Genomic DNA, 26,572 nt, shown 5'->3' on the forward strand with positions numbered 1-26,572 from the left:
CCGGAAAAACACACATTTTAAACGCTAACAAATATGAAACAAACAGCGCTTTTATCTCTTGCCCTTGCCGCTATTGCCAGTCAGGCTACCGCGCAGAGCAGCCCTCCGCCCGGGTTCCAGGGCGTGATCGGCAAAACGTACGCCGAATCAAAGGAATACTGGACACCGTTGCCCAAAGCGCCTGACGGCGCTCCCAATGTGCTATGGATCTTACTGGATGATGTAGGCTTCGGCGCCGCCAGCGCATTTGGCGGCCTGATCCCCACTCCCACCTTTGACAGCCTTGCCAGCAATGGTTTGCGGTATACCAATTTTCACACCACCGCCATCTGCGCCCCTACCCGGGCTTCGCTGCTCACGGGCCGCAACCAGCATACTGCGCATATGGGCGGCTTTGCGCACACCTTCCTTTCTGCCGGCTTCCCCGGCTGGGACGGCCGCATTCCTGCTGAAAAAGGCACCATTGCAGAAATACTGCGGGACAATGGCTACAATACCTTTGCCGTGGGTAAATGGGGAGTGACGCCAGATGCAGACACCACTGATGCAGGGCCCTTTGACCGCTGGCCCAGCGGCAAAGGCTTTGAACATTTCTACGGCTTCCTGGGATCACAAACAGACCAATACCGCCCCGCCCTGGTAGAAGACAATGCACACATACAGCCCGATGGCAGACACCTGAATGAACAGATCACCGACAAAGCCATTCACTACATTACGCGGCAGAAAAAAGCAGCGCCGGATAAACCTTTCTTCCTGTACTACGCCCCCGGCGCTACCCATGCGCCCCACCAGCTGCCCGCTCAATGGAGGGACATCTACAAGGGAAAGTTTGATGAAGGCTGGGACGTATACCGCGAAAAAGTGATCGCCGCCCAGAAGAAGCTGGGCGTAATTCCCGCCAATGCACAACTGCCCCCGCGTAACCCTAACATCAAAGCCTGGGCCGCGCTGCCGGCGGAAGAAAAACGCCTGTACGCCCGCTTCATGGAAGTGTATGCAGCTTATCTCACTTATACCGATCATGAGATTGGCCGCATTATCAATCACCTGAAAGAGATCAACCAGCTGGAAAATACACTGGTGTTCGTGATTGTTGGAGACAATGGCGCCAGCAAGGAAGGCACCTATGAAGGCGTGGTGAACCGTGCCCGTTTCGGCGCTGCTGTTACGGAAGAAGAAGCGTTGAAAAAAGCGCTGGCGGAGTATGACAAGATCGGCACCCCGGAAGGCCTGCAGACCAACTATCCTTTGGGATGGGCAGAAGCGGCCAATACGCCTTTCAAGTACTACAAACAGGATGCTAACGCGGAAGGGGGTACGCACAATCCGCTCATTGCTTTCTATCCTAAAGGCATCAAAGACAAAGGAGGCATCCGCAAACAATACGGGCACGTAATAGACCTGCTGCCCACCACCCTGGATATTGTTGGCATTCAGCAGCCGGAAGCCATCCGCGGCATCCGCCAGGATAGTGTGCAGGGCATCTCCCTGGCTTATTCAATTACAGATGCTACGGCGGCTTCACGCCACCATGTACAGTATTACTACATCTTCGGTTCACGCGCTATTTACAAAGATGGCTGGAAAGCAGGCGTAGCGCATCACCCGGACTATATTGATATCAATACCCCTGCTACCGGCGCTGCACCGGTAAAGAAAGGGTTTGACAACGAAGTATGGGAACTGTATAACCTGGAGGAAGACTTTAATGAAAGGAACAACCTGGCGGCCAAATACCCCGAAAAGCTGAAAGAGCTGCAGGCCCTGTTTGAAAGCGAAGCCAAAAAGAACAATGTTTACCCGCTGATAGACTGGGAAGATGTCTTCAACAGGAGACGGCTGACGGCGGTAAAATAGAGACAGTCAGCAGTTTGAAGGTTTAAAAGTTTGAAGGTGCCCTAACGGTTTGGGGCGCCTTCAAACTTTCAAACCTCAAACTTTTAAACGGTAATCAGTCTGTCCAGAGACCACTTCCCTCCTCCCGTTATCAGCATGGCGATACACATACCTATTACGAGCAGATGGTATTCAAAACCTTCACTTCCGGCGGGAGCCTGGGCAAACCAGTTCATAAAGAATCCTGTTTTGTAATGTACCACGATGATCATACCAATGAAGAGGCCCAGCATGCCAAGGGCGGCAATCCTGGTAGCGAAGCCTGTTAACAGCAGCAGGGTACCGCCGCATTCTACCAGTATCACCATAACAGCGGTAAAGGTGGAGAGGCCCGCTACCTGCGTTAAATACTGCATTTCGCCGGAAAGCCCGGGGCCGTTGAACCATCCGAATAATTTCTGGGCGGCATGGGGAAAAATGACAAGGCCCAATGTCAGTCGCAGGATCATGCCTGTCCAATTGTTTTCTGTAGCTAAAATTTGTTGGATCATTGCTTTGTACTTTCATTTTTGACAGTACAAATTTGGGGAGGGATGGGGGTACAAACCTGTGATGTTTGTTAAAAAAAAGTTGTGATAAAGATCACAACCACCTCACAACTTCCGGCTCTTTAACCTGCTCAGCGTTTCTCTTGTGATGCCCAGGTAGGAAGCCACATGCTGCTGCGATACTCTCTGCTCCACATGCGCATATCTTGTTAAAAACTCCGCATATCTTTCCGCAGAAGATTTCTGCATAAACAACACACGCCTTTGCAATGCCACGAAGGCATGCAGGATAATAATCCGGAAATATCTTTCCAGGGCGGGTATTTCCAGGAAAAGCTGTTCCAGTTTTACCCGTTCTATCTGCAGCACTTCCGTATCTTCCAGGGCTTCGATATTATATGCCGTAGGCGTGTTGGTGAGCATACTATACCAGTCTGAGATCCACCAGTCTTCAAAGCCGAACTGCATTACGTTCTCGCGGCCTTCATCATCTACTTCATACTGCCGCAGGCCGCCTTTGATCACAAAATGATCATAGCGGCAGATATCTCCTTCCTGCAGCAGGTATTGCCGCCTGCGTAATTTTTTATGCTGCAGCGCAGCACAGAATTTTTCGCGTTCTGCCGGCGCTAATGTGACGTGCCGGGCTATATGGGCCAGTATCAATTCATACATGGTCCAAAAGTACTCAAATACCCTGTAACCGGTAATACCATTTGTCCGCCGCTGGCTGCCATCCGTTAAACATCCCCTGCCACTTACGTGGTTCCAGACGGCGGCCTTCCCAATATCCCGTATTTTAACATAAATGTTTGTGTTTCACCCAAAATTCCCACTATGAAACATGTATACACCGCCCTGTTATTTGCTGCCTGTTGTATAGCATTCAGCAGCTGCTATACCTACAGGGTGGCCACCCATGCCCAATCGGGCACCGGTGTCAGGAAAGTGACCGCCCATAGCTATTTCTGGGGGCTTGCACAACAGAAAGATATTCCCACCCCCAACTGCGATTCGCTCGGTATTTACGGGATGTCTGAAGTGCGGGTAAGGAATAATTTCGGGTACACCCTGATCACCGTGATTACGCTCGGTATTTACAGTCCCATACGGCTGGAATACAAATGCGGCAAACCTTGTCCTAAAACCGCTGAACTATGAGCATGAAGATCTTCAAAACAAATGATCATACCTGGGAGAACCAGCATGAAACATTTGTGTACAATATTGAGAACCGTTACGAGCTGGCTAATGGCGATGGCAGCGCCATAGAAAGCTACAATGCCGCCACCGCAGGTTTTCAGCAACTGATACAGGAAGCAATCCGCAACAGCAGTCACCTGCGCGGCCTGGGAGCCGGCTGGTCCTGGACGCCCATCGCCGCTACACCAGGCATTATGCTGGAAACAAAATCACTGAACACCGTCTTTACCATTACGCCTGCCAGTGTGAGCCCGGCCTATAAAGGCGATCCCTCCAAACTGTTCATGGCGCAATGCGGCACCGGTGTGTGGGAGCTGCACAACTTCATGAAGCAGCGTAAGCTGTCGCTCAAGACATCCGGCGCCAGTAACGGGCAAACCATTGCAGGCGTTATTGCTACCGGCGCACATGGCTCTGCATTTGATGTAGGCTCCGTACAGGATTATGTGACCGGCCTGCATCTTATTGTAGGCGGTACGCGCCACATATGGCTGGAACGCGCCTCCTACCGGGTGGTGTCAGACCGCTTTACAGGATTGATCGGCGCAGAACTGGTAAGGGATGATGTATTGTTTTACGCAGCCCTGGTAAGTTTTGGCAGCTTCGGCATCATTCATGGCGTGATGATAGAAACAGAGGATATCTTCCTGCTGGAAGCCCATATGCAACAAAAGACCTTTGACAAAGCCCTGCGCGATATTATGTGCACGCTTGATTTCTCAAAGGCCACGCTGCCCTGCGGCAATGAACGCCCCTATCATTTCCAGGTGATCATCAACCCCTACGACAAAAAAAACCTTGCGTATGTGACCACCATGTACAAGCGGCCCTTTCGTACCGACTATACAGCGCCTGTACGTAACTCAGCCGGTATTGGTCCCGGCGATGATGCGCCCTGCTTTGTAGGCAAGCTTACAGATGCCGTTCCCAAACTGGTGCCCACCTTGGTGAACAAACTGCTGGCCGGCTCGCTCAAACCTTTCGAAAAGCAATGCGGCACCCTGGGCGAAATTTTTGACAACACCACCCTGCATGGCAAGCTGTTGAGCGCTGCCATCGGCATCCCTATAGAACGGGTAGGAGATGTGATAGACCTGCTGGTCAGTATGAACAAATCAAAAGGCCCCTTCTCCGGCCTGTTTGCCTTCCGCTTTGTGAAACAGTCAAAAGCTCTGCTGGCCTTTACGCGTTATCCTTACACCTGCGTGGTAGAACTGGATGGCGCTTTCTCCGCCACTACCTATGCGTTCTATAGTGAAGTATGGAAAGAGCTGGACAAGCAGAATATCCCTTATGCTTTTCACTGGGGCAAGGTGAATGAGCTGACGCCCGCCCGATTGAGAAGGATGTATGGCGACAGTCTTGATCAATGGAAGGCATCCCGCAAACAGTTAATGGATCCGCAGACGCTCGCTGTATTTACGAACCCCATCATACAGCAGTGGGGCTTATAAACTACTGCAGCGTCCGATAATTTTACAAGGGGGACTTCCTAACTTTATAGACAACAAACAGCCCTGATATGTCGACTATTGCTGCAGCCCTTGTTTCCATCCTGCGGAAAGCAGGAGTGCGCCGTATTCACGGCATTGTAGGCGACTCACTCAATGCGATCACGGAAGAGATCCGTAAAAGCGGAGACATTGAATGGATCCACTACCGGCATGAAGAAGCGGCGGCTTTTGCCGCCAGTGCAGAAGCACAGCTCACCGGTAAACTGGCCGTATGCGCGGGCAGCTGTGGCCCCGGTAACCTGCACCTGATCAACGGCCTTTATGATGCCCACCGCAGTATGGCCCCCGTGCTGGCTATTGCAGCGCATATTCCCAGCAGTGAGATCGGCACCGGCTATTTCCAGGAAACGCATCCTGAGCTGGTGTTCAGGGAGTGCAGCCATTATTGTGAGATCATTTCTTCCGGGCGGCAAATGCCCAGGGTATTACAGATTGCCATGCAATATGCGGTAGGCATGAGAGGTGTTGCCGTGGTGGGCCTATCCGGCGATGTTGCCATGGAGAAAATTGAATGGCCGCAACTGGAGCACGATCTGGCGCCTATCCGTGCCAGTGTACGTCCCTGTGATACAGAACTGCAGGACCTAGCCTCGCTCATCAACCAATCTGCCCGCGTAACCCTGCTGTGCGGTAGCGGCTGTGCGGGTGCACATGCCGCTATCCTGCAGCTTGCTGACAAGATCAGTGCACCGGTGGTACATTCATTAAGGGGCAAGGAACATGTAGAACACGATAATCCTTTTGATGTGGGGATGACCGGCCTCATAGGGCACTCCTCCGGTTATCATGCCATGCGGGAGTGCGACCTGCTGCTGATGCTGGGCACTGATTTTCCCTACAAAGACTGGTACCCGGAAGATGTAAAGATCGTGCAGGTTGACATACGGCCCGAGCGGCTGGGCAGAAGATGCCGGCTGCACCAAGGCCTGGCTGGAGATGTAAAGGAAACGGTAACAGCGCTGCTGCCGCTGCTGGAAAAGAAAACAGACCGCGGCCATCTTACCAAAAGCATGAACAGGTATGCCGGCAGCAGGGAACGCCTTGAAGCGCATGCTAAGGGCAAACAGGGGGTGCAGCCCATCCACCCCGAATATCTTACCAAACTGGTAAGCGATACGGCTGTTGACAATGCCATATACACTGCAGATGTAGGCGCCCCTACAGTATGGGCTGCACGCTATCTTAAAATGCGGCGCGAACAAAGACTGATCGGTTCTTTTAATCATGGCTCCATGGCGGCTGCTATGCCAATGGCCATTGGTGCGCAGCTGGCGTTTCCGGGCAGACAGGTGATCGCTTTATGCGGCGACGGCGGTTTCAGTATGCTGATGGGCGAAATACTCACCATCCAGCAATATAATCTCCCGGTAAAACTGGTATTGTATAATAACAGCTCCCTGGGCTTTGTAGCCATGGAGATGAAAGTAGCGGGGCTGCCGCCTTTTGGCACCGATCTTAAAAATCCCAATTTTGCCAGGATGGCCACTGCCATGGGCATGCCCGGTATCAGGGTGGAAAACCCGGAAGAAATACAGCCTGCACTCTCTAAGGCTTTCGCTCACCCGGGCCCTGCACTGATAGATGTGGTGGTAAACCCCTCTGAACTATCCCTGCCGCCTGCCATTAATTTCAAGGAAGCAAAAGGCTTCAGCCTTTACATGCTTAAACAGGTGCTGGCGGGCGAAGGTGCGGAAGTATGGCAGACCGTGAGCACCAATTTCCTGAACAAATAGGCGCTTACTTTTCATAAGCGTCCAGTTGTCCCAGCAGCAATGCCTTGTAATGGGTGAAGCGCACGGCGTTCAGCGCCTGGCCTACCTTACCGGCTAATTCGTACAGGGTGTTCAGTTCATCATTCTGGAAAGTTTCGTCTTTAAAATAGGTATAACGGCTATCTATAAACGCCTGTATCCGCTGGTGCAGCTCGCCGGTAGTTTCCGGAGAGATCAGCTGGTCGCTGATCAGCCCCTGCATGGCTCTTTTCAGTTCCCACTCTTCATTGTTGCGCAGGTTGCTCACGGCGTCCTGCACCTGGTCAAGCGTAAGCCCTCCCTGGTAGAAGAGGTCCAGTGTGCGGTATATTTTATTGATGATCTGCAGGTAAGTATCGTAACGGGTGCTGGTTGCCTGAAACCTGTTGTAATAGTTCATCACAGCATCTTTTTGCTCGCCGGCATGATGGTAGAAAAAGGCGAAAGCCTGTTTATCTGCCAGTTCCTGGCGCTCTTTTAATTGAGTGATCTCCGCGCTCAGCTGGTTGATGATGGCATCACAATCACTGCGGGTGTACTTTACCCCATCGAAATCAAAACTGCTGACGTCTATCTGCTTATCACGGATAGCCTGCAGGATCTCCATATCTCTTTCATTATTGGTGATGCCGGATTGCAGCTGACGGTTGTCTTCATTGAACAAAGCTTCAATACTATCGGGCACCGGCGTTTTCACCACTTCGTCCAGGTTCCAGCTGGTGGCATTGATATACCTGCCGGTATAAAATCCTTTATAAGCCATGGGCAGCTGGTAGGTGTCCTGCTGGGAGGCATGCCAGGTATCGAACTCCTGCGCGTCGTAATGATGAATATCGGCTTCGAATTTTACGGAGCGGTACAACCTTTCCGTCATTTGTTCCTGCAGGGCTTCCGCATTATCGAACAGGGTCCATGCGCTGGTAGCATCCGGAAGGGCGTCCATAGCCGCCTGGTCCAGGTTCAGCTTTCTTTCCTCCAGTGTAGGATGGCTGGCCCACTGATCGCGGTAGTTGATGCGTGAACGTGAGAAGGAGCGGATAAACTGGTAGGATATTTCCGGTAAGCCATCTTTCAGGGGCAGCTCATAATCATCCGCCATAGCGCGGAAAACCGTCAGCTGGTTGCGGAAAATGTTCCTGGCCACTTTGTTTTCCTTCAGCCAGTCGTTAGCGGTGTTGATGGCAGAAGAATAACATCCGCCCGCCACTTCTACCCTGCTAAGGGCTGTTACCAGGTTATTACCACCTGCCACGCTGGCGGCGATAACATCTGCATGGAACTCCATTTCCCGGCTAAGGGCCATATAGCTTTTGTTGATCAGCTTATACATTCCTTTCAGTATCCACTGGATGCCTTGTGCGATCCTGACGGTAATACCCGCAAATAATGCGAGGTAGCTGTGAATATCTGCCCATGCCTGGATAAAAGCTGCATAGCCCTGGTTATCATACAGCATGTTATAGATAATACGGTTGGTATTATAGGTAAAGCTGCCCAGCTTCATACTGCGCTGGCTGAAATGGCCAAATTCGTGGGCCATCACCGCTTTAAACTCGCTGATGTTGATGCTGTTCACCAGTCCAAGTCCTATTTCCAGGTTCTTGCGCACGGGCAGGAACATACTCCAGAAGCTGGAATGATAGAATACACAGGCATTCACATCCGGCGAGAGGAAGATCTTTTTAGGAAATGGTGTATTGGTGTCAGTTGTAAGCCGGCGGATAAATGCAAAGAGCCGGGGCTGTTCTGCTTCCGTGATCTCAATCCTGCCGGGATTATCATCCTTTGACACGGCAAAAACAAATTTCACCAGGAAGTACAACACGGAAATGCCAACGGCGATTAATCCCCCGCCAAAGATCAGCGTGATCAGTTTTGGAAGATGTATTACAATCCAGACACCTGCGTAACAGCAGCCGATGGCAAGGCCCACTGCTACCAGGAGCAGCGCAATATAAGTTAGCAGGAAAAGCAGGATGGCAATAATAACCTTGGTCACTTGTTTTCTGAACGCCGGTGAAGGCATTATCTTCTCAGCATAGATACGTTCGGGCGGTAGCGGGTATAAATAGTCACTCATGACGGGTACAATGGGTGTTTGGTATAAGGGCACAACATAATAAAATAAATTGTAATAATAAAAAACCGCCTTTTGCAACAAAAGGCGGTCCTGGTAAGTTTATAACAATCATCAGATAACGGGCTCCCCGGGCGAGGTGGTTGTTTTGCATTCCGCCCATTTCTTTCCCAGCTGAAAGGCAATGGTAGAGAACAGTGGAGCAAAAACAACATCCGTAGTATAATGCACGTGCTGCACCAGCAGCAGGATGCCTACAGCCAGGGTGCAGCAACCAGCCAGGTACTTATCCACCTTCTTTTCGACACAGAGATAGATCAGGAACAGCAGGGAAGTATGGCCGGAATAAAAGAGGTCTTTACTGATGGCATGCCCGCCGTAAAATATGTCTGTCAGCGGGTCAGTCATCCCGATCATGTTCAGGGGAGGCCCCAGCGGCACCAGGTAAATGGTAAGGCAGCGGGTAGCGGTGATCAGCACATAGGCGATCAGGAATCGCAGGAACAGTTGTGGTTTGGCGATCATCCTTATGGTGAACAGGAAGATCATCCCCCAGATCAGGATCATGATGGGGACAGAAACATCCTTCGCAGGAATGGCGGCTAATACCCAGTCGTTTAAAACAGTGCCGTCGCGGTTCTCAATGTACAGGAAGAAGCTGGGCAGCATGAGGAAAATCGACACCAGTATGGTCATCCCTGCTATCAGCTTCAGCTTAAAACCGGCATTTTCCCAGGAAAGCTGCCAGTTTCTCTTTAATGTGTGCACACTCATCAGTGTCTAAATCTAACTTATGAAGCGTAATTTTAATATAAATATGTTATATAAACAAATTGTTAAGGATAAAAGGTACAGGCATCAGGCATAGAAATCGATCAGGGCGCCAAAATAGGCTTCCTGCCAGCCGGCTACCATATCCTGGTAGGCTTCTTCGGGAATGTTGGTATGTTTAAGTTCTGCAGATGTGCCTTTTTTATCGGGATGCAGGATAATGGTGACAATGGAGGGCGTTTCCTGGTCGCCGAAATACCATTCCTGCACGATCTTCCTGCCTTCTTCAAATTCAAGGTTACGACCCGCGATGCTGCCTTCCCAGAGCGAGAATTCCTCACCGGGAGTGGTGGACATCTCGGCGGGTTCGCCGGACCATAACTGTATGGTGGCAGGGTTGGTCAGCGCCGCATATACCTCTTCCGGAGGTGCGGGGATCGTAAAGTGTTTCTTAAAATCCTTCATGATCCGGCAAAGGTATTCAAATTAATGGGCATTATATCACCTGCAGGTGCGGCCGTATCTGTACATTGACTACATCGCAGCGGGCTGGCTGGGAGATAGTATAGAGTACACAGGCGGCAATATCTTCTGCGGTGAGCATTTCCATCTTCTCCGCTTTTTCGCGCTGCTGATCTGGCGGAGTTGCGGCCTGCATATCGGTGCCTACTGCTCCCGGTTCTATCAGTGTTACTTTAATGCCCAGCTCATTCACCTCCTTGCGCAGCGCTTCTGAAAAGCCCTGGATAGCTGCTTTGGTAGCCACGTACACGGAGCTGTTCTTTTCCCTTACGTCTGCACTCATGGAGCCGATGTTCACAATATGGCCGCCGCCAGCGGCCTTCATGCGCTGCACTGCCTCGTGCGCACAGGCCATGTAACCCAGCAGGTTGGTGTTTACGATATATTGCCAGTCTTCATACTTACCGTCCATAATACTCTGGTAAGCCAGTGCTGCGTTGTTAATGAGGATATCCAGCCCCCCAAGCCGGCTGTCTACCGCTGCAAACACTTTCTCCAGATCTTCCTTCCGGGCGCTGTCTGCTGTCAGTCCGTGTATCTCTGCCTGCCCGTTTTCCTGCCTGCAGGATTGCAGGGTATCTTCCAGCTCCTGTTCATGGCGGCCAAAGATCAGTACCCTTGCGCCACGGGCGGCCAGTAATAATGCAGTGGCACGGCCGATACCTGTAGTACCGCCGGTAATGAGCACTGTTTTTCCATTCACATCTACCGGTTCATACACCGGCGCTTCGGCAGTTCTGTAGGATGATGTCATGCGTTGTTATTTTAGATCGTCAGTAATAGCCTGCTTTTTACGTGTTATTGTTTTGTTCGTTGCTTTACGGCGGGCTGTTTTTTCTCCCCATTGTATGATTACGTTCTCTCCACCGGCAAGCTCGTATTCCATATACCCATCGGGATGCTGCCGTCCTTCTATGGCCGTCTGTCCACCCGTTACGGAAAAAGCCGGGAGCGGCTTATCTTCCTGAGGCAGGAGCACCATGCGGCAACGGCCCATCTCATTCCCTATGACCGAAAAATGGACGGTGTTATCTTTCTTAACGGAAAAACCGGTGACCGGGTAATCTATGAACATCATAAAATGTCCCGGTACGGCGTGATAGTGGCGTGGAACAATGCCGAACGCCAGCCCGGCGCCATATACTTCCTGACCCACCTGGCCTGGCTGCTTCCATCCGTCATACATATCTTCCAGTGGTATCCAGAGGTTGGGATCCAGTTCGCCGGTCTTTGGCTGTTCTGTCAGGATCTCCTTTGGCAGCAAAGGCGGATAATAGTAGACGCCCTTGTTGAGAATGTGCCTGATAAATTCCGTCATCAGCAACACCGCGCCGGGCAGCAGATCCCCCCCTTCTGCATGATGGAGGTAATCATGGAAAGCCGCAAACCCTTCCTGTTCCTCGTATACGGCCGTGTAAGGCGCACCGGCCAGTGGAAACAGCGCAAAGAAAGTTGGATAATGCTTACCATAACCGTAGTTGCAATCCCACAGCCAGAAATGTTTAAAAACATTTGCCAGGCACAGGTAACTCAGGTCCAAATGAAATTTATTCTTTGTAAGCTTCCACAAGCGCAGCATGGCGCCTGCGGAAAAGGCCGTATTGTTAGCCTGGTAGAACAGGGTAAAGCCGGTTCCCTGCAGGGCTTTGGCAGCCTTCTTTGCCTCATCCAGGTAGCGTTTTTCGCCTGTAAGATCATAGGCCTGCAGCATCACATGCGCATACAGCCCGGGTACATCTTTCTCTCCGCCTTTGCCTGGCGCTGTTTCTTCCTTTATTACTTCCAGCGTGTCCAGGTTGTAGAACACCGGCCATTGGTATTTAAAATGACGGGCCACTTTTATCACATACTCCATGGAGTCAAGAAAGAGTTTTTTCGCCATCTTATCTCCCGCCAGCGCCATTCGTGAAAGATTCAGCAAAGGGTGATGCAGGTACCAGGAGTCCATCACACGCGGCTTTTTATGTTCTTCCTGTCCGTTCAGCTTAGTTTCCACAGCCGGCAACCAGCGCGCTATACAATTGATCCGTTCATCATAGAAAGCCGGCAGGCCCTGTTTGATATAGCTGATCATAGGTATTTCGCTATTGCTCCATCGCTCATATTCCATCATAGGTAGTAATACCGCCAGTTGCACCATGATCTCAGGCGGCGTAGCATAGTCGCACACGTAGGCATTAAGATAGGGTTTACCTTGTGCCTGCGTCCAGCAACCGGGGCTGTATTGCAGATCATTCAATGTTTTGTCTATTATCTCCAGCCAGGGTTGATATTTTGTAGCAGGTTGCGGGAAATGCACATATACATCCGCCAGCAGTGTTATGAACTGCCTGGCTGCCTCCAGCTCGTTTGCAGGAACGGTCGTATCGCATAGTAAAAAAACATCTGAGATAGTATATTCCTTGCCTGCTTCCAGCGGTTTTTCCGGGGAGGGTGGCAATGCGAAACCAAGCTCCGGCCAGGTGCCGCCAACCGAGTCTGCTACGGAGGTGTTTGTCTGCTCACAATAATCGCTGAGCGCGGTGAGATTTTGCAGGTAGAGAAAAGCACCTGATCGTGGTTTTTTTAAGCTTGCATATAACACACCGGAGCGGGGGCCTTCCTGCTGCAACTGCACTTCACCCTGCGGCAGCGCGCTGTCTCCCTCCTTTCCCAGCACTACCAGGTCGCGTGGCCAGAAAGGAATGGTGAGCATTTCGCCCGGCGTTAAGGTAGTAGTGCAGCGCAGCAGCGGCTTGTCTGCCGACGGGAACCGCACTTTTACCTGGTAAATGCCGATGATGGAGCTGAATGAAAGCTGTACTTCGTTATCCTGCTCCTTCATCTGCTTCAGTTTTAATCCACCTTCCGGTACAAAGGCCGTTCTTACAGCGATACGATTGCCGTTGGGCCAGGTGATGATCACCCAGCATCCATTTCCGGTATTATATGCGTAATAACTGAAGCCTGCAATTTTCCGCTGGAAGACCGGGGCCTGTCCATTAGCCGAAAAAGTTGCCCTGACCGCAGTGAACCAGGGAGACACTCCTGTTTCCTTCTTCATAAAAGTTATATAAGTATAATAGGGTATTGCATATTGTAAGATATGTGCAGTAAAAAGGATGCCAGTCCGGATAATCATTTATCTGCGACACAGAATGCGCATTGCACAGCTGTCGGGAGTAGAGATATCTCTACATAGCAGCGTAGTTTTATCTCGGCCACTGCCACACCCTGCTCTGCACCTATGGCATGGACCGCTTTTTGATCATCATCAGTTTTTATTCAATTGCCCATCAAAACCATTTTTTATGTTCTATCACGTAAAAGAATTACAGTTCAATGCACGGGTTTCAAAGCCCGACCCTGCATTTGCCACCTTGCTGCTGGAACAGTTCGGCGGTGCAAATGGCGAACTGGCGGCAGCTATGCGTTATTTCACACAAGCATTTGCAGCACGTCATCCGTTTCCGGATAAGTACGATCTGCTGATGGATATCGCTACGGAAGAATTCAGTCACCTGGAGATCGTTGGCGCTACCATCCAGATGTTACTGCAAGGCATTAACGGCGACCTGAAGAATGCGGCAGAAAATTCAGAGATCATGCAATTGCTGAATGGCAAAGCTGCAAAAGAAAACTTCATTCACCAGGCGATGATTGCCCCGCAGATCCTGACCTCTACAGGTGGTGGCCCGGCTATTACCAACAGCCAGGGTGTTCCCTGGACGGCAGCCTACATCAATGGTGACTGCAACGGCGATCTGACCACAGACCTGCGCTCTGATATTGCTGCAGAGTCGAGGGCCAAGATCACCTATGAATACCTGCTGCAGTTTACCGATGACCCTGATGTAAAGGAAACACTGAATTTCCTGATGACGCGTGAAGTGGCGCATTTCCAGATGTTCCAGGCAGCGCTTGACACGATCCAGCCCAACTTCCCTCCGGGCGTACTGCAAAGCGATCCGCGTTACAGCAACCTGTACTTCAACATGTCTAACGGTTCTGCGATCCGCGGTCCGTGGAATGAAGGAGAAAGCAGCATGCTGGGTGAAAACTGGCAGTATATTGAAGATCCGGTAAAACATGTACTGGAAACTAACGGGCTGATGACGCAGCAACCAGAGGGTACAGAAAGAACATTACAGGGCGTAGCAGAGCTGGATCAGCAGCTAAGTGAAGAAAGAAGCAACGAGATCAATATGGCCGTGCCTATTGGCGAGCAGCACTGGAGCATGTCTGCCGCAGAGCACGCAGATGATACAAAAAGAACACATGCAAGAAGCACCCGTAAAACAAAAGGTAAATAAGAAACAGGCCAGTCAAGTGCAAAGCGGGCAACTGGAAGTAGTTTACTATACAGACCCGCTTTGCTGTTGGAGCTGGGCCTTTGAGCCAGCCTGGCAGCAGTTGCTGCAGGAGTACCAGGGACGTATTTCATGGAGGTATTGCATGGGCGGTTTACTGGCAGAGTGGCGCGCCTATCATGATACCATGAATGCCGTCAGCAAGCCGGTACAGATGGGGCCACTGTGGATGCAGGCCAGCCAGGTATCCGGGCAACCGATGAACGACCGTATCTGGTTCCTTGATCCGCCGGCTTCCTCCTACCCTGCCTGCCTGGCTGTTAAATGCGCCGGCATGCAATCTGAGCAGGCCGCGCACTTATACCTCTATGCATTGAGAGCTGCCATTATGAAAGATGGAAAGAACATTGCAAAAAAGGCGGTGTTGCTGGAAACCGCTGCTGCGTTAACCGCGGAGCATCCCGGGTGCCTGGATCTAAAGCAGTTTGAAGCAGACCTTGGCAGCGAACAGGCCATGCAGCTGTTGAAACAGGATCTGCAGGAAGTAAGCTACCGAAACATTAACCGCCTACCCACCCTGGTAGTAAAACAGGGCGAACGCCGTGTAGTGATCACGGGGTATCGTCCTTTTGAAGTTTTGAAAGACGTGATTTCACAGATGTAAAAAGTTTGAAGGTTTGAGCGTTTAAAAGTTTGAAGGTGTCTGGCAGTGGAAGCAGCCTTTCAAACTTTTAAACATTCAAACCTTCAGATTTAATAACGTTATTGCAAGCGTCTTAATGCGTTAGTAGCTGACAGCTTTGGCGGCATTGATCTGGCCGTTGCCAAAGTAGGCATCCCTGCCGCCGGGGCCCAAATCTGTAGAGCTTCTTCTCAGGATCAGCTCTACCAGCAGCGGGTTGGCGAGGCGTTTATATTTTCCATAGATCATTGCTGCGGTAGCGCTGGCGTGGGGCGCTGCCATGCTGGTACCAACAGACCATACGTAGAAGAAGGATCCGGTGAATTCGTCCCAGCCGCCAATATTGAATACAAAGTCAAACACATACTCGGGACGTACAATACCGCCTACATTTACGATCGTAGTGTTGAGCGGGATGCTATAGTTACCACCCGGGGCGCCGTAGGATACAAAGTTTTTGCCATGGTTGCTGAAAGTGTAGGAAGGCACATACAGGGAAGTGTCCTGGTTAATGCCCCAGCCCAGCGGACCATTGGAAGCAATACATATTACACCCAGACAGGCAGCCGGATAAGTGATGAAGCGTTTTTCATGGTCGTAGTCGTAACCGTCATTACCAGCGGCGGCTATCACGGTCACACCATTGAGGTTTGCCCAGAGCGTAGCCCTGTTGAGTGCAAGCACAAGATCCCTTACATCACGATCATACTCCACGGTATAATCATCAGAAGGATCGTTGGGCGTACCATTATCGTCTGTGAAGGTTTTGCGGGGCAGTTCTCCGCCAAGGCTCATGTTGATGACATTAGCCCGGTGGCTTACGGCATAGAAGATCCCATCGATAATACTGCTCCATGGGCCGGTTCCGGCGTCTGACAATACTTTCACCAGCAAAAGTTTGGTTTGAGGCGCTGCGCCTACTACGCCAAACTCATCGTCCAGCGCAGCAATGGTACCGGCAACATGGGTGCCATGGCTGAAACCTTCGAAGCCGTGATACTGTACTTCTTCACCTTCAATAAAGCTATGAGAGCCGATGATGTTGGGAGATATTTCAGGATCATTCAGCAGGAAGCCGCCGTCCAGCACTGCAACGGTAGCACCGTTGCCCCGGTAGCCTTTGGCCCAGGCTTCGGGCGCTTTTACGGAATGCAGGTTCCACTGCAGGAAAGAAAGCGGGTTACCGGGAATAGGCACCGCTTTGGCAGTCTTTGACCTGGACGGGTTGGCAGGCGCGCCGGCTTTATAGTATTCACCTGATTTGTAGATCTTCTCGGGCAGGCGCCAGTTCATTACAAGGTCTACTACTACAGACTGTACACCGTCAATCTTCCTGGCCTTTTCAGGGAAAGAGGGGTCTGGAGTTTGCACGCTTATCAGGCCCAGTTGCTGATTTGCATTCCTCAAAACAAAGTTGCGGGCGCCTATTGCTTTCAGACCATCTTCAATGCCTGACAGCTTTGCACCTTCTTTTGCGATGATGAGAAAACCGCGGTCTTGATGCTTGGTGTCCTTGTTCAATGAACCATTGACAATATTAAGGTCTTTCTTACAGGAGGCTGCAAAGATCAGCAGCATAAGGGGTAAGAGGGGCAATAGTGGATTTTTTCTCATAAAGACTCTTTTTAAAATGATTAACAAGATTGAAACCGGGAAATTAACAGACTGCTTGCGATACGTTGATTGATAAAACTTTTGACAGATACCAATAGGGTGATTGAATGTACTTAATTTATTTGAAATAATCAAAGGAAACACCGGGGGGCATAAAAAAGTTAATACGCGCATGCCAGGAGCAGCGCGTATTACAGCGGTTAACAGGTTTGCCTATGCCATTTGTGCAAAGCCCCCGCCCATTGACCAGTTCTCTCCCGTTACTTCGGTGAGCACAATGAATACATCGTTCGCAGAAATAAGTGTGCGTGCCGCGATGCGTTCAGCAATGGCGTGATAGAGCGCTTTCTTCATTGCTACCGTCCGTCCATACCGCGCGGTGATCTCGATATACACCATACTACCAGTATGAGGGATGTTGAGATAGCTTTCGGGGTATAGCAGATCTGCCGGGCGTATTTCATGAATCACCTGGAAATAGTCATCAGGCGGGATGTTGAAATGCTCCATGAGGCTTTCGTGTACCGCCAGGGAGATCTCTTTCTTTACTGCATCTGTCAGGTGTTGGGCCAGGTTGATCTTAACAAAAGGCATGGTTACTGATTTTTATTGCTGGTTAATACGATGAGCGGCTGTCCTTTCTTTGCGAGATAGATAGCGATGAATTTACTGGGCTTATCTGCCAGCGCATTTTTGAATACCTCGATCCGCCGGCCGGCTGCTTCCCTGAAACTATCGCCGGGATTTAGCAATACCGGCTCCCCGCCATATACCTTGTAAATTATCTGCCCTTCCACTACATAGCCGTACACCTCGCCCGGGTGATAATGGTCCGGCGCTCCCTGTCCCGGTGCGCAGGTGATCTCATCGATACGCACTTCTTCCACGCTGGTTGGTGGCAGCTGTTGCTGCAATAATGTTTTTCGGCTAATGGAATTGTTTTGTGCAGTTAAGCTGCTGCCATAGAATAAAGGCAGTATTACCAGGAGCCATTGGAGAACGTTTTTCATGATACTTCGTTTAAGCTGCACAAAATTATTTCAATTCAATACATTTGCAGTATTGAAACATCTGATCCTACACTTTAATAAAACTAAACTATGACGAGTGATCTGATGGACCTGGATCTGCTGCGTACCTTTGTACTGGCGGTGGATATGGACAGTTTCGCCAAAGCGGCAGACCGGGTAGCGCGTTCGCAATCGGCGGTGAGCCTGCAGATGCAACGATTAGAAGAGATGACCGGCCGGGCCTTGTTCCTCAAACAGGGCCGCGGATGGCAGCTGACCCCAACCGGTGAACTGCTGCTGGGGTATGCACGGCAGCTGCTGGAGATCAACGATCGGGCAGTACAAGCTCTCCACGACACCCGGCTGGAAGGACAGGTAAGTCTGGGTCTGCCGGCCGATTTTGCCGAAAGCGAGCTACCCCTGATACTTGCCCGTTTTGGCGCTGTGTACCCGGATGTGCAGATCACCATCGTAATTGACCGCCAGGCAGTACTGCAGCAGCAGTTGCAAAGCGGCAAGCTGGATGTGATCGTGAGTATGGGGCAGCAACTACCGCCGGATGCGATCCCCATCGGGAAACTGCCCTTACGCTGGATTGGAGGGCAGACGCCACTGGAGCAGCAGCATCCCCTGCCCCTCCTGCTGTTTGAAGCACCCTGTATTGTAAGACAGGCAGGACTGGAAGCCCTGGAACAGGTACAACGTCCCTGGCGGGTGGTGCTGACAAGTCCCAGTCTTTCCGGCCTCTGGGCCGCCGCCCAGGCGGGGTTAGGTATTACCCTGCGTACGGCCATAGGCGTACCAGCCGGCTGCCGGATATTGCACACCAACAGCGGCCTCCCGGCGCTGCCGGTATTTCACTTTTATCTGCTGCAACGGAAACAGGCGCCCTCTCCCGCCCTTACCCGTCTGACAGATATTCTGGTAAGTACCATAAAAGAACAGATCAATAATCTCCGGAAAAAATAAAAAAACCGGTTTCTTTGCAATTGACATGTCACTATCTATTACATCATTAAATTCGGGCAGCAACGGCAATTGTTATTACATCGGGAATGACAGGGAAGCAGTGCTGGTGGATGCAGGGATCTCCTGCCGTGAAACAGAAAAACGGATGCGGCGCCTGGGATTGTCAATGCTCCGGGTTAAAGCCATTTTTGTGTCCCATGAGCATACGGACCACATCAAAGGGATCCCCGTTATTGCGAAAAAATATAAACTGCCGGTATATATCACCGAAGCTACTTTACGCAGCGGCGGGCTACCCCTGCATGCAGAACAGGTGGTTTCCTTTAAGGCTTATGAGCCGGTACAGATCGGCGACCTGTGTGTAACCGCTTTTCCGAAACATCATGACGCCTCGGAACCGCACAGCTTTATTGTGGGCAATGGACGGGTAAATATCGGGGTCTTCACAGACATCGGCATTGCCTGCGAACATGTGATCCAGCATTTTCAACTGTGCCATGCCGCCTTCCTGGAAACAAATTACGATGAGCAGCTGCTGGAGCAAGGCCGGTACCCCTGGTACCTGAAGAACCGGATACGCGGTGGCAAGGGACATTTATCTAACCACCAGGCGCTGGAGTTATTCAAGGCTTATCGTCCGCCATTTATGAGCCACCTGTTGCTATCGCATCTTTCTGCGGAGAACAATCATCCCGACCTGGTGCATGCACTTTTTACGGAGCATGCGGCAGGTGTAGAAGTAGTGGTAGCGGGCAGAACGGCGGAGACGCCTGTGTATGTGATAGGAGGAGGTGTTACCGCTCCGCTGACTTTGTTTTAATTTTTTCAATATTATTTGGAAGAAAAAAATTAATTCCTATCTTTGCACTCCCGAAAACGAAAAAACGGGATTGATTCCGTAGCTCAGTTGGTAGAGCAATACACTTTTAATGTATGGGTCCTGGGTTCGAGTCCCAGCGGGATCACCAGATGGGATAAGTCTTCTAAACAAAGATTTGTCCCATTTTCTTTTTGGCGGAAAGCCTCGTCTATGGCGAATAATACACGCACAGCTTCGTTAACTCTTGCGGTTCGATAATGTTCTCCGTCAAAAATTAGTTTTTCAGGAAATATCGAACCGATGATTTTCCGCTTTTGTTCCATGTTTCCATTTTCATATAATTTATCCAACTGGCAAAGGTTTTCCAGCGCCTTGTCTAACAGCAGGTCGATATTCTGAAAGTAATTTGTAGGCAAGCCGGAAAGTTTTGCTTCCAGCTCCATGATCTGTTTCTCGTAATAGGCTTTGCTTTCCCGGTAGTCTGTTGGCTCAATTTCTTTCGAGAATAACAGTCGTCGTGCTTCTGTAATCTGGTCAGATAACGCCTCTATTGCGGTTAGGAGCTGCTTTTTTTCTGTATTGTTGTCCTTTGCAAGGGCTTTGAATACATGCCGGACAGCGGTTTTATATAAATCCTTTATAACCGGGTGAGGTACGTACTTCTTGATTTCCGTTACAAAGAGATCGTTTGCTACATCTGCTTTATACCTCTTTCCACACGATGAAGTGCAATGGTAGTAATAGTAATGTTGGTGCCTGCCCTTAGAAGCACTACCGGTTAACATTCGTCCACAGCTCGGGCAGATCAGAAAGCCGCGTAGCGGCAGCATGTCATCTACCACTGTTTTGGTGCGTTGTTTCTTCTTTCGACCGTCCAATACTTCCTGTACTTCATAGAACAATGCTTCCGATATGATGCCTGCATGTAAGCCCTGTACAAAGCGGCTTTCTTCGTCCTTGTATTTAGGGATATGAATTTTGCCACAATAAACCGGGTTACGAATAGCTACCCAAAAATTATTCTTACTGCAATTCAAGCCTTTTAGCTTAGCTGTTTTCCATATCTGCTCTGTGTTAAACCGGGCAGCTGCAATCTCCTGGAATACCCATTGCATGATACTGGCCTCCGGTTCTTTAGGTGCGATGTATTTCCTACCGTTCTCCTGTACTCGGTTTTGGTAACCGATGGGAGCCGTACCCATCCAGCGGCCTTCCTTCTTTGCCTTCCGCATACCGTGAAAGACATTTAAGGCCCGCCGGTCGTTCTCCACTTCCGGAGTGGCCAGATACACCGCCAGCATGATTTTGCTTTCAGGGATGGACATATCGAGCGGTTGTTCTATTGCCTGCGGATTAACCCCGAGCTTACCCAGGAGGTTTATCATCTGGTAAGCATCGCCTGCATTACGGCTGAACCTGTCCCATTTGGTGAACAATAACAGATCGGTTTTACCTTTATGCTTGCGTAGCTCCAGTAACAGTTTTGACCATGCAGGGCGGTTAAAGGTCTTTGCCGAGTGATCTTCATACACGGCTTTGCGCACCTGAATACCATTCAGATCACAATACCGACGTAGGACTTCTTCCTGGTTCCTTTGTGAATATCCTTTGTCGGCCTGCTCGTCGGTACTTACTCTGATGTACAAATCAGCTATTCTCATTTTGCAAAATTTGGATAACAGCGATCTCCGCTAATGTGTAGACTAATAAGATAATCTGCGCGGCCTCCTCTAACGTGACTTGCAGGCCTTCCTGTCGTAGCATCTCTACGACGGTTTTTGGTTTGATCATTTCCATAGCATTGTCTCATTTAGACATCAACAACACAAACCCCTATGCTAATGGGATGAATGCAAATATACGATGGATCAGAGGGTAGATTTTCATAGTAGGACAAAAAGTTAATATCTCATTTGGTCTTTGGGGCGCTGTCGCCGCGCCCCAAGCCCCCGGCGTGGGGTTTCAAACAATGGTCGGAACTAAGCGCTTAAAGTATACGGGCAGTATTACTTTAACATCTGGCTTTTCAAGGGCGATTTTTTAAATGTGATTGATGGGGCACTTACTTCGTGTGCCCGGCAAGGTGTACCGGTGTGACACACCGGGGTTAAGAAACTGCCGTTTCTTAACCTACAACTGCTCCAAAGTCGCAGATTGAGGGCATCGAAATTGTTTAAAAAGTATTATTAGCAGACCTAGGAAGAAGAGGGAAGCTAGATCAATCATTTAAGAGATCTTTGGCTTTTACGCCTAAAACCTGGGCAATCTGGAAAAGGGTTTCAACGCTGGGCTGAGAATCGTTGGTGCACCAGCGAGAGATCGTTTGCTGGTTCTTATCTAGTTTTTTAGCCAGCTCAATGTTGGTCATTCCCTTTTCTACCAGGACAACTTTTATACGATTATAATTCTTTTTAGCCATTGCAGGGTTTACTATGGATCAAATATAGTAGATTGGTTCAGAGTTATTTATTGCCTCAATAAGTGTATATAATGATGTAATATGTGTAAATAGTGCCTAAATATTTTTGTTTATAGTATTCATATGTTTATCTTTGTTCTGAATTGATAAGTATGAGAAAATGAATTTTCTTTGCGGAAAGGTAGTAAAACTAACCCTACCGCATAGGTCAACATATTAGCGCATTTACTTTTTTCTCGTTTTGGAAACCTGGGAAATTTTCAAAGTGGACGAGAGGATGAGTGAATTGCCCATGCTTTGGCGTGGGCTCACTTATCGCGTCCACAGGCCTCCCAGGGCCTCCAAAACCGGTAAGCTGATGCCTGCGCCTTTTTTATGCGCAGCTACAGGGCTTACTATTGTCTTACCAGAACCAAAATTTAGCTATATGACGAAGACAGTAGATTATGCCACTCCAAACGAACTATTAAAGGAACTCCACTTGAAACTTACGGCGCTGCCTATTTATTTCCGGTCTAAAGTGGCTGAAGAATGCCAATGGAGCATACCTACTTATTACCGGAAAATGAAAGAGAGGCTTCCAGGTAGTAAAACCAAACGCAATACTTTTCCCTTATTGAGCAATGCTGAAAAGGATAAGGTGGTCAGTGTATTTTATGAAGTGATGGCCGAGGCATGGAATGATTGCCAAAGGTATTCAGGGGAAACGGTTGAGAGCTAGTTACTGATTCGAAGGGTACTGGCTCTGCTTAAAACCATAGCGCGAGAGATAAGACCGGGTTTCCGACCCGGTTTTTTTCATTGTTTGGAACCCCACGCCGGGGGAAGGGGGCGCGGCGGCAGCGCCCCCAAAAAAGCCGACACGCAAAAGGTGAAAGGAAGTGCGGTAGCCGTCCGGTAGTATTTTAACCTGGTGCTTGTAACGTTGATTTATTAATGTGATCTGTCCGAGCATTTCCTTGTATGCCCGGCAATGTGTATCGCTGTCAGACACCAGGTAAAAAAATAGTTTTTTTTAAGTTATAACTGCTCCGAAGCCCCAGTTAGCCGGTACTGAAAATTGCCTCTAGTATTGTGGGCAAAATAAAACTGGGTGTCTATCTGGCTTTTTTATAGTTTGCCCTAGAGTAAAAAATAACAACAATTCCGCGGTGAATTGGAAAAATATTAAATTCGCTCTCAATGGTTTTTACGCAAAAATTATAATCTGCGTTATTAACAGGTGTAATCTTCAAGCACAATTTTTCAAAATAATTCCCCGAATTACTTGATATTATACTGTCAAAGAAAACTATGAAATAATTCAACCAAAATAAAAATTGCTTGGACAAACATTTTATTAGACGGCAAAAAATAGCAGAGAGGAAAGCTGCTTTTCGGACTAGAAGAAGACGAGTATGGGAGAGCTTAAGGAATAGAGAAAAGAATAGCAAGAAAAAAGATAAATATAGACGTATTCGGGGTAACGCCAGCCAATATAGTATCAATAAAAACATTATAAAAGTTCCTAATGATTTCTCTCTCATCTCTAACCATGTAGAGGCACTAAAATTCCTAAACTTTTGTAAATCATTAGATTACAAAAGGAGTAAATTTGTTTATTTTGATTTCCAAGAGGTAACGAATATTGGTAATGGAGCAATAACTATTTTGCTATCCATAATTGGGGGCTTACAAGATCAAAATATTAATGTGTCTGGATGCTATCCCAACGATGAACATGCCCGAAATTTTTTGGAACGTTCTGGTTTTCTAAGATACTTTAAAGCTAAGATTAAGAAGGAAAATGGAAACTCTAGAAATGCAATTCTTCATCGGGGTAAAGATCAGACTCATGCCAAGGAAACTGCCAAATTAATACATGGTGCAATGAAGACTGTCTGGGGAGAAGATTATAGAAACCCAAAATTGCAGGGAATGTTGATTGAATTGATGGCCAATACTGTAAATCATGCGTATCTTCGTAGAAGTCATCAAAAAGGATGGTATTTTTCGGTAGATCACATTGAAAGCGAAAACAAGGTAAGATTTTGCTTTGTGGATAATGGGAAAGGTATTCTTAGTACAATTAAAATTCGCTTTAGGGATAAAATATTGAAACTTTTTGATAATATTGACGACCGAGATCTTATAATTGAAGCCTTTAATGGCACATTCGGTTCTAGAACAAGACTAACTAATCGAGGCAAAGGATTGCCAGTGATTAAAAGGAATTTAGAAGAAAACGTAATAAAAAGACTTAAAGTTATTTCAAATAATGTCATTCTAGACTTTGAGAATAAACAGGCAAGTATATTGGAGGAAGGCTTTTCAGGAACATTTTATTATTGGGAACTTGATCAAAGTTGTAAGCTATGGAAATTAAAATAAAGGATTTCAGCATGACGCCAGGTGCACGGTATTACAAGGATGGCCCGGACTCGGGAGAGGAGTTTTATGACAAGATCCTTGGGAAAAAATTTAGGGAGGCCCTTGAAAAAAGAGAAAAGCTTACGATCATATTAGATGGAACTGAAGGATATGCAACATCTTTTTTAGATGAGGCTTTTACACGATTGGCAAAAGAATATGGATCAAAAGAAGTGCTAAGTAATATTATAATAATCTCAAATGAAGAACCAGACTGGGTCAATGAGATAGAAAACTATATTTCTTCAGTAAAATGAGGCATACAACCCTATACCAATATCTTAAATATCTACTGCTTGTTGCTCTTGGAACCGTTTTCGGAGTTGTAGCATGCAATTGGGCTTTCTTCGCAATGGATTCTACAATTGAGGTAACTGACTTAGTAATATTAATAGTCACTTCACTTATCGGCATCTATATAGCAAAATCCATCCAAAGCCAAATTTCCATTGAAAGAAGTGAGAAGGACTTTTTGATATCTGAGATTAAAGAGCTTAAATCTGAATTTAAAAAAATTAAGGCTAATAGTACTACTGGATATTTTGATTTTGAGGAAGCCAAAACTATGTTTAAAGAAATAAATCAAATTATAAAACACTTTGAAGACATTTGCTTAATATCTAGTTTCTCGCATAAGATAGACAATAGGATGCTAAGAGTGGAATTTACGGATTTAAGAAATCTTATTACTGGTATTAGCCCCGTTAACAACCAAATTCTAATCACTTTTCGAATTAAATCACAGGTAGAGCAAAAACTAAATAACATAAATTCGATACTTTACCGTTCTATAATACATATTAATAAACTATAAATTCGGTTTTTTATCTTACTCTTATTGTAATGTTTGCAAATGAGATTATAACTGTTCAATTTAAAACTGTCTCATTAGGTGTTAATAATATCAAATCTTGAAAAATACCGAGAAGACCTCAGGAAACTGATTTCCGATGGTCGTTTGCTTGATACGGCAATGAAGCTTCAATGTTATCCGACCGAGGTACAAAAACAACTCAAAGATCACTTTGGAAGAAAATATAAAGAGGAACTTAAAAAGATCCCTGTCTTTCATGACAAATACCAGATTTGGTATTCTGAAGCCAAGGTCCTAATTAAATTATTGTTACCTGATAGATTGACTGATTTCACAAAACTTTATGAGAAGCCCAAAACAAGAAAGGAAATAGAATGGGGCAATTATGTAATAGAAGACTACCTTCAAAACCTTCGTGTTACTAGAGCTGGAGGAACAGTGGAAGTTGTAGGAACTCAAGCGGCGCTTCCGCAATTTGCGCAACAATTGAATATTTTAATATCAGTAGAAAGAAGATTTGAGAGCTCTCTTTTCGATATCAAGCAGCTAGTGCAGGCGGATTTGTTTGACACCGAATTGGAAACGGCTAAAGAACTGCAGAAAAAGAATTTTATTAGAGCGGCTGGTGCAATTGCTGGAGTAGTGTTGGAAAAACATCTGAAACAAGTATGTGAAAATCATAATTTGACGTTAAGTAGGGGAAATGCCACAATTAACAACTTGAATGAACTATTAAAGCAAAACAATATTGTAGAAGTGCCACAATGGCGTACTATTCAATTTTTAGGTGATATTCGTAACCTATGTGATCATTCTACAGGCACAGACCCAACCAAAGAGCAAATAGAAGATTTAATAAATGGTGTTAATAAGCTAATAAAGACACTTTTCTAAGAAGATGATGAGGCTGGCAACAATTCAAAGCGCCAGTTGCTTCAAATCTGTTATAAACCGGTTCGAGTTTTGTCCCATAGGGATCACGAAAGGCTACGCAAAGCGTAGCTTTTTTTGTTTAAACTTCACTCCCAGCAAGGGTTTTCACAAATAAGTAGTTCAAAATAATTCAAACTGCATCAAACTATTCGGGTAGGTACGCGGGTGGGTATCCCGGCACCGTATATTTACCTACCCTCGGAAAGTTGTGAAATTTTTTAGGGCATCATTTGTTCACTTAAAAATTTTTGATGCAATGCGTGTTAGTGAAAATCTTTCCATTCTGTTCCTGCTGGAAAAGTCTGAAATGTCCAAAGACGGTCGTGCTCCTATCGTAAGCCAGCGACCAACCCCATCTTTCTAACAACAAGTCCAGCTTTTAACTTAG

General features: G+C 47.9%; 24 protein-coding genes, 1 tRNA gene and 1 pseudogene. 14 read left to right on the forward strand and 12 right to left on the reverse strand.

Annotated elements, in window-relative coordinates:
• Positions 1–33: 33 nt before the first annotated feature.
• Positions 34–1,860, forward strand: a complete 1,827-nt coding sequence (locus tag Q0577_RS25515) for an arylsulfatase (protein WP_298741410.1) — start codon at positions 34–36, stop codon at positions 1,858–1,860.
• A gap of 83 nt (positions 1,861–1,943) precedes the next feature.
• On the opposite strand, the gene Q0577_RS25520 is transcribed toward Q0577_RS25515, so the two are convergent.
• Together Q0577_RS25520 and Q0577_RS25525 are read right to left on the reverse strand one after the other, a co-directional pair.
• Entirely contained in the window at positions 1,944–2,348 is a 405-nt protein-coding gene (locus Q0577_RS25520) for a DoxX family protein (protein WP_298741412.1), read from the reverse strand.
• Positions 2,349–2,492: 144 nt separating this feature from the next.
• On the reverse strand, positions 2,493–3,062 hold the full coding sequence (locus tag Q0577_RS25525; RefSeq protein WP_298741414.1) for a Crp/Fnr family transcriptional regulator: 570 nt from the start codon (positions 3,060–3,062) through the stop codon (positions 2,493–2,495).
• Between the two features lie 162 nt (positions 3,063–3,224).
• Between Q0577_RS25525 and Q0577_RS25530 the strand changes: the two genes are divergently transcribed.
• From Q0577_RS25530 to poxB, 3 genes are all read left to right on the forward strand, one after another.
• Positions 3,225–3,548 (forward strand): hypothetical protein, encoded by a 324-nt coding sequence (locus tag Q0577_RS25530; RefSeq protein ID WP_298741415.1) that lies wholly within the window; start codon positions 3,225–3,227, stop codon positions 3,546–3,548.
• Entirely contained in the window at positions 3,545–5,044 is a 1,500-nt protein-coding gene (locus tag Q0577_RS25535) for an FAD-binding protein (RefSeq protein WP_298741417.1), read from the forward strand. The genes Q0577_RS25530 and Q0577_RS25535 overlap by 4 nt, the downstream gene beginning before the upstream one ends.
• A gap of 68 nt (positions 5,045–5,112) precedes the next feature.
• The gene (poxB, locus tag Q0577_RS25540; protein ID WP_298741419.1) at positions 5,113–6,837 is read left to right on the forward strand and encodes a ubiquinone-dependent pyruvate dehydrogenase; all 1,725 of its coding nucleotides are present in this window, start codon (positions 5,113–5,115) and stop codon (positions 6,835–6,837) included.
• Between the two features lie 4 nt (positions 6,838–6,841).
• Here the strand turns inward: poxB and Q0577_RS25545 are convergent, their stop codons facing one another.
• From Q0577_RS25545 to Q0577_RS25565, 5 genes are all read right to left on the reverse strand, one after another.
• The gene (locus Q0577_RS25545) at positions 6,842–8,935 is read right to left on the reverse strand and encodes a M48 family metalloprotease (RefSeq protein WP_298741420.1); all 2,094 of its coding nucleotides are present in this window, start codon (positions 8,933–8,935) and stop codon (positions 6,842–6,844) included.
• 111 nt (positions 8,936–9,046) lie between these two features.
• Complete coding sequence (locus Q0577_RS25550; protein WP_298741421.1) at positions 9,047–9,706, reverse strand: phosphatase PAP2-related protein; 660 nt, start codon at positions 9,704–9,706, stop codon at positions 9,047–9,049.
• Between the two features lie 84 nt (positions 9,707–9,790).
• Positions 9,791–10,168 carry an SRPBCC domain-containing protein gene (locus Q0577_RS25555; RefSeq protein ID WP_298741422.1) on the reverse strand — a complete coding sequence of 126 codons (378 nt, stop codon included), beginning with the start codon at positions 10,166–10,168 and terminating at the stop codon, positions 9,791–9,793.
• 31 nt (positions 10,169–10,199) lie between these two features.
• Positions 10,200–10,979 (reverse strand): SDR family oxidoreductase, encoded by a 780-nt coding sequence (locus tag Q0577_RS25560; RefSeq protein ID WP_298741423.1) that lies wholly within the window; start codon positions 10,977–10,979, stop codon positions 10,200–10,202.
• A gap of 6 nt (positions 10,980–10,985) precedes the next feature.
• Entirely contained in the window at positions 10,986–13,268 is a 2,283-nt protein-coding gene (locus tag Q0577_RS25565; protein ID WP_298741424.1) for a hypothetical protein, read from the reverse strand.
• 247 nt (positions 13,269–13,515) lie between these two features.
• Between Q0577_RS25565 and Q0577_RS25570 the strand changes: the two genes are divergently transcribed.
• Together Q0577_RS25570 and Q0577_RS25575 are read left to right on the forward strand one after the other, a co-directional pair.
• Positions 13,516–14,517, forward strand: a complete 1,002-nt coding sequence (locus Q0577_RS25570; protein WP_298741425.1) for a manganese catalase family protein — start codon at positions 13,516–13,518, stop codon at positions 14,515–14,517.
• On the forward strand, positions 14,483–15,178 hold the full coding sequence (locus tag Q0577_RS25575) for a DsbA family protein (RefSeq protein ID WP_298741426.1): 696 nt from the start codon (positions 14,483–14,485) through the stop codon (positions 15,176–15,178). Before Q0577_RS25570 ends, Q0577_RS25575 begins: the two co-directional genes overlap by 35 nt.
• A gap of 120 nt (positions 15,179–15,298) precedes the next feature.
• Here the strand turns inward: Q0577_RS25575 and Q0577_RS25580 are convergent, their stop codons facing one another.
• The 3 genes from Q0577_RS25580 to Q0577_RS25590 form a co-directional block, all read right to left on the reverse strand.
• Positions 15,299–16,810 carry a S8 family serine peptidase gene (locus Q0577_RS25580; protein ID WP_298741427.1) on the reverse strand — a complete coding sequence of 504 codons (1,512 nt, stop codon included), beginning with the start codon at positions 16,808–16,810 and terminating at the stop codon, positions 15,299–15,301.
• 213 nt (positions 16,811–17,023) lie between these two features.
• Positions 17,024–17,404: a tautomerase family protein gene (locus Q0577_RS25585; protein ID WP_298741428.1), complete on the reverse strand. Its 381-nt coding sequence runs from the start codon at positions 17,402–17,404 to the stop codon at positions 17,024–17,026.
• Positions 17,405–17,406: 2 nt separating this feature from the next.
• Positions 17,407–17,820: a cupin domain-containing protein gene (locus Q0577_RS25590; RefSeq protein WP_298741430.1), complete on the reverse strand. Its 414-nt coding sequence runs from the start codon at positions 17,818–17,820 to the stop codon at positions 17,407–17,409.
• Between the two features lie 90 nt (positions 17,821–17,910).
• On the opposite strand from Q0577_RS25590, the gene Q0577_RS25595 reads away from it, so the two are divergent.
• The 3 genes from Q0577_RS25595 (at position 17,911) to Q0577_RS25605 (ending at position 19,757) form a co-directional block, all read left to right on the forward strand.
• Positions 17,911–18,789: a LysR substrate-binding domain-containing protein gene (locus tag Q0577_RS25595; protein ID WP_298741432.1), complete on the forward strand. Its 879-nt coding sequence runs from the start codon at positions 17,911–17,913 to the stop codon at positions 18,787–18,789.
• Between the two features lie 25 nt (positions 18,790–18,814).
• Positions 18,815–19,609, forward strand: a complete 795-nt coding sequence (locus Q0577_RS25600) for an MBL fold metallo-hydrolase (protein ID WP_298741434.1) — start codon at positions 18,815–18,817, stop codon at positions 19,607–19,609.
• A 72-nt stretch (positions 19,610–19,681) separates the two neighbouring features.
• Positions 19,682–19,757 (forward strand) — tRNA-Lys (locus Q0577_RS25605).
• A 529-nt stretch (positions 19,758–20,286) separates the two neighbouring features.
• On the opposite strand, the pseudogene Q0577_RS27285 reads toward Q0577_RS25605, so the two are convergent.
• A pseudogene (locus Q0577_RS27285) lies at positions 20,287–21,270 on the reverse strand (recombinase family protein); the annotation flags it as partial.
• Positions 21,271–21,827: 557 nt separating this feature from the next.
• A complete protein-coding gene (locus tag Q0577_RS25610; RefSeq protein WP_298741436.1) occupies positions 21,828–22,028 on the reverse strand; it encodes a helix-turn-helix transcriptional regulator in 201 nt (66 codons plus the stop codon).
• Positions 22,029–22,455: 427 nt separating this feature from the next.
• On the opposite strand from Q0577_RS25610, the gene Q0577_RS25615 reads away from it, so the two are divergent.
• From Q0577_RS25615 to Q0577_RS25635, 5 genes are all read left to right on the forward strand, one after another.
• Positions 22,456–22,749: a hypothetical protein gene (locus tag Q0577_RS25615; RefSeq protein ID WP_298741438.1), complete on the forward strand. Its 294-nt coding sequence runs from the start codon at positions 22,456–22,458 to the stop codon at positions 22,747–22,749.
• A 602-nt stretch (positions 22,750–23,351) separates the two neighbouring features.
• Entirely contained in the window at positions 23,352–24,398 is a 1,047-nt protein-coding gene (locus Q0577_RS25620) for a hypothetical protein (RefSeq protein WP_298741440.1), read from the forward strand.
• Positions 24,383–24,694: an STAS-like domain-containing protein gene (locus Q0577_RS25625; protein ID WP_298741441.1), complete on the forward strand. Its 312-nt coding sequence runs from the start codon at positions 24,383–24,385 to the stop codon at positions 24,692–24,694. Before Q0577_RS25620 ends, Q0577_RS25625 begins: the two co-directional genes overlap by 16 nt.
• The gene (locus Q0577_RS25630; RefSeq protein ID WP_298741442.1) at positions 24,691–25,251 is read left to right on the forward strand and encodes a hypothetical protein; all 561 of its coding nucleotides are present in this window, start codon (positions 24,691–24,693) and stop codon (positions 25,249–25,251) included. Before Q0577_RS25625 ends, Q0577_RS25630 begins: the two co-directional genes overlap by 4 nt.
• A gap of 78 nt (positions 25,252–25,329) precedes the next feature.
• Positions 25,330–26,145: a hypothetical protein gene (locus tag Q0577_RS25635; RefSeq protein WP_298741445.1), complete on the forward strand. Its 816-nt coding sequence runs from the start codon at positions 25,330–25,332 to the stop codon at positions 26,143–26,145.
• Positions 26,146–26,572 lie beyond the last annotated feature (427 nt).

Source organism: uncultured Chitinophaga sp. (assembly GCF_937898475.1).
Lineage (GTDB): Bacteria > Bacteroidota > Bacteroidia > Chitinophagales > Chitinophagaceae > Chitinophaga.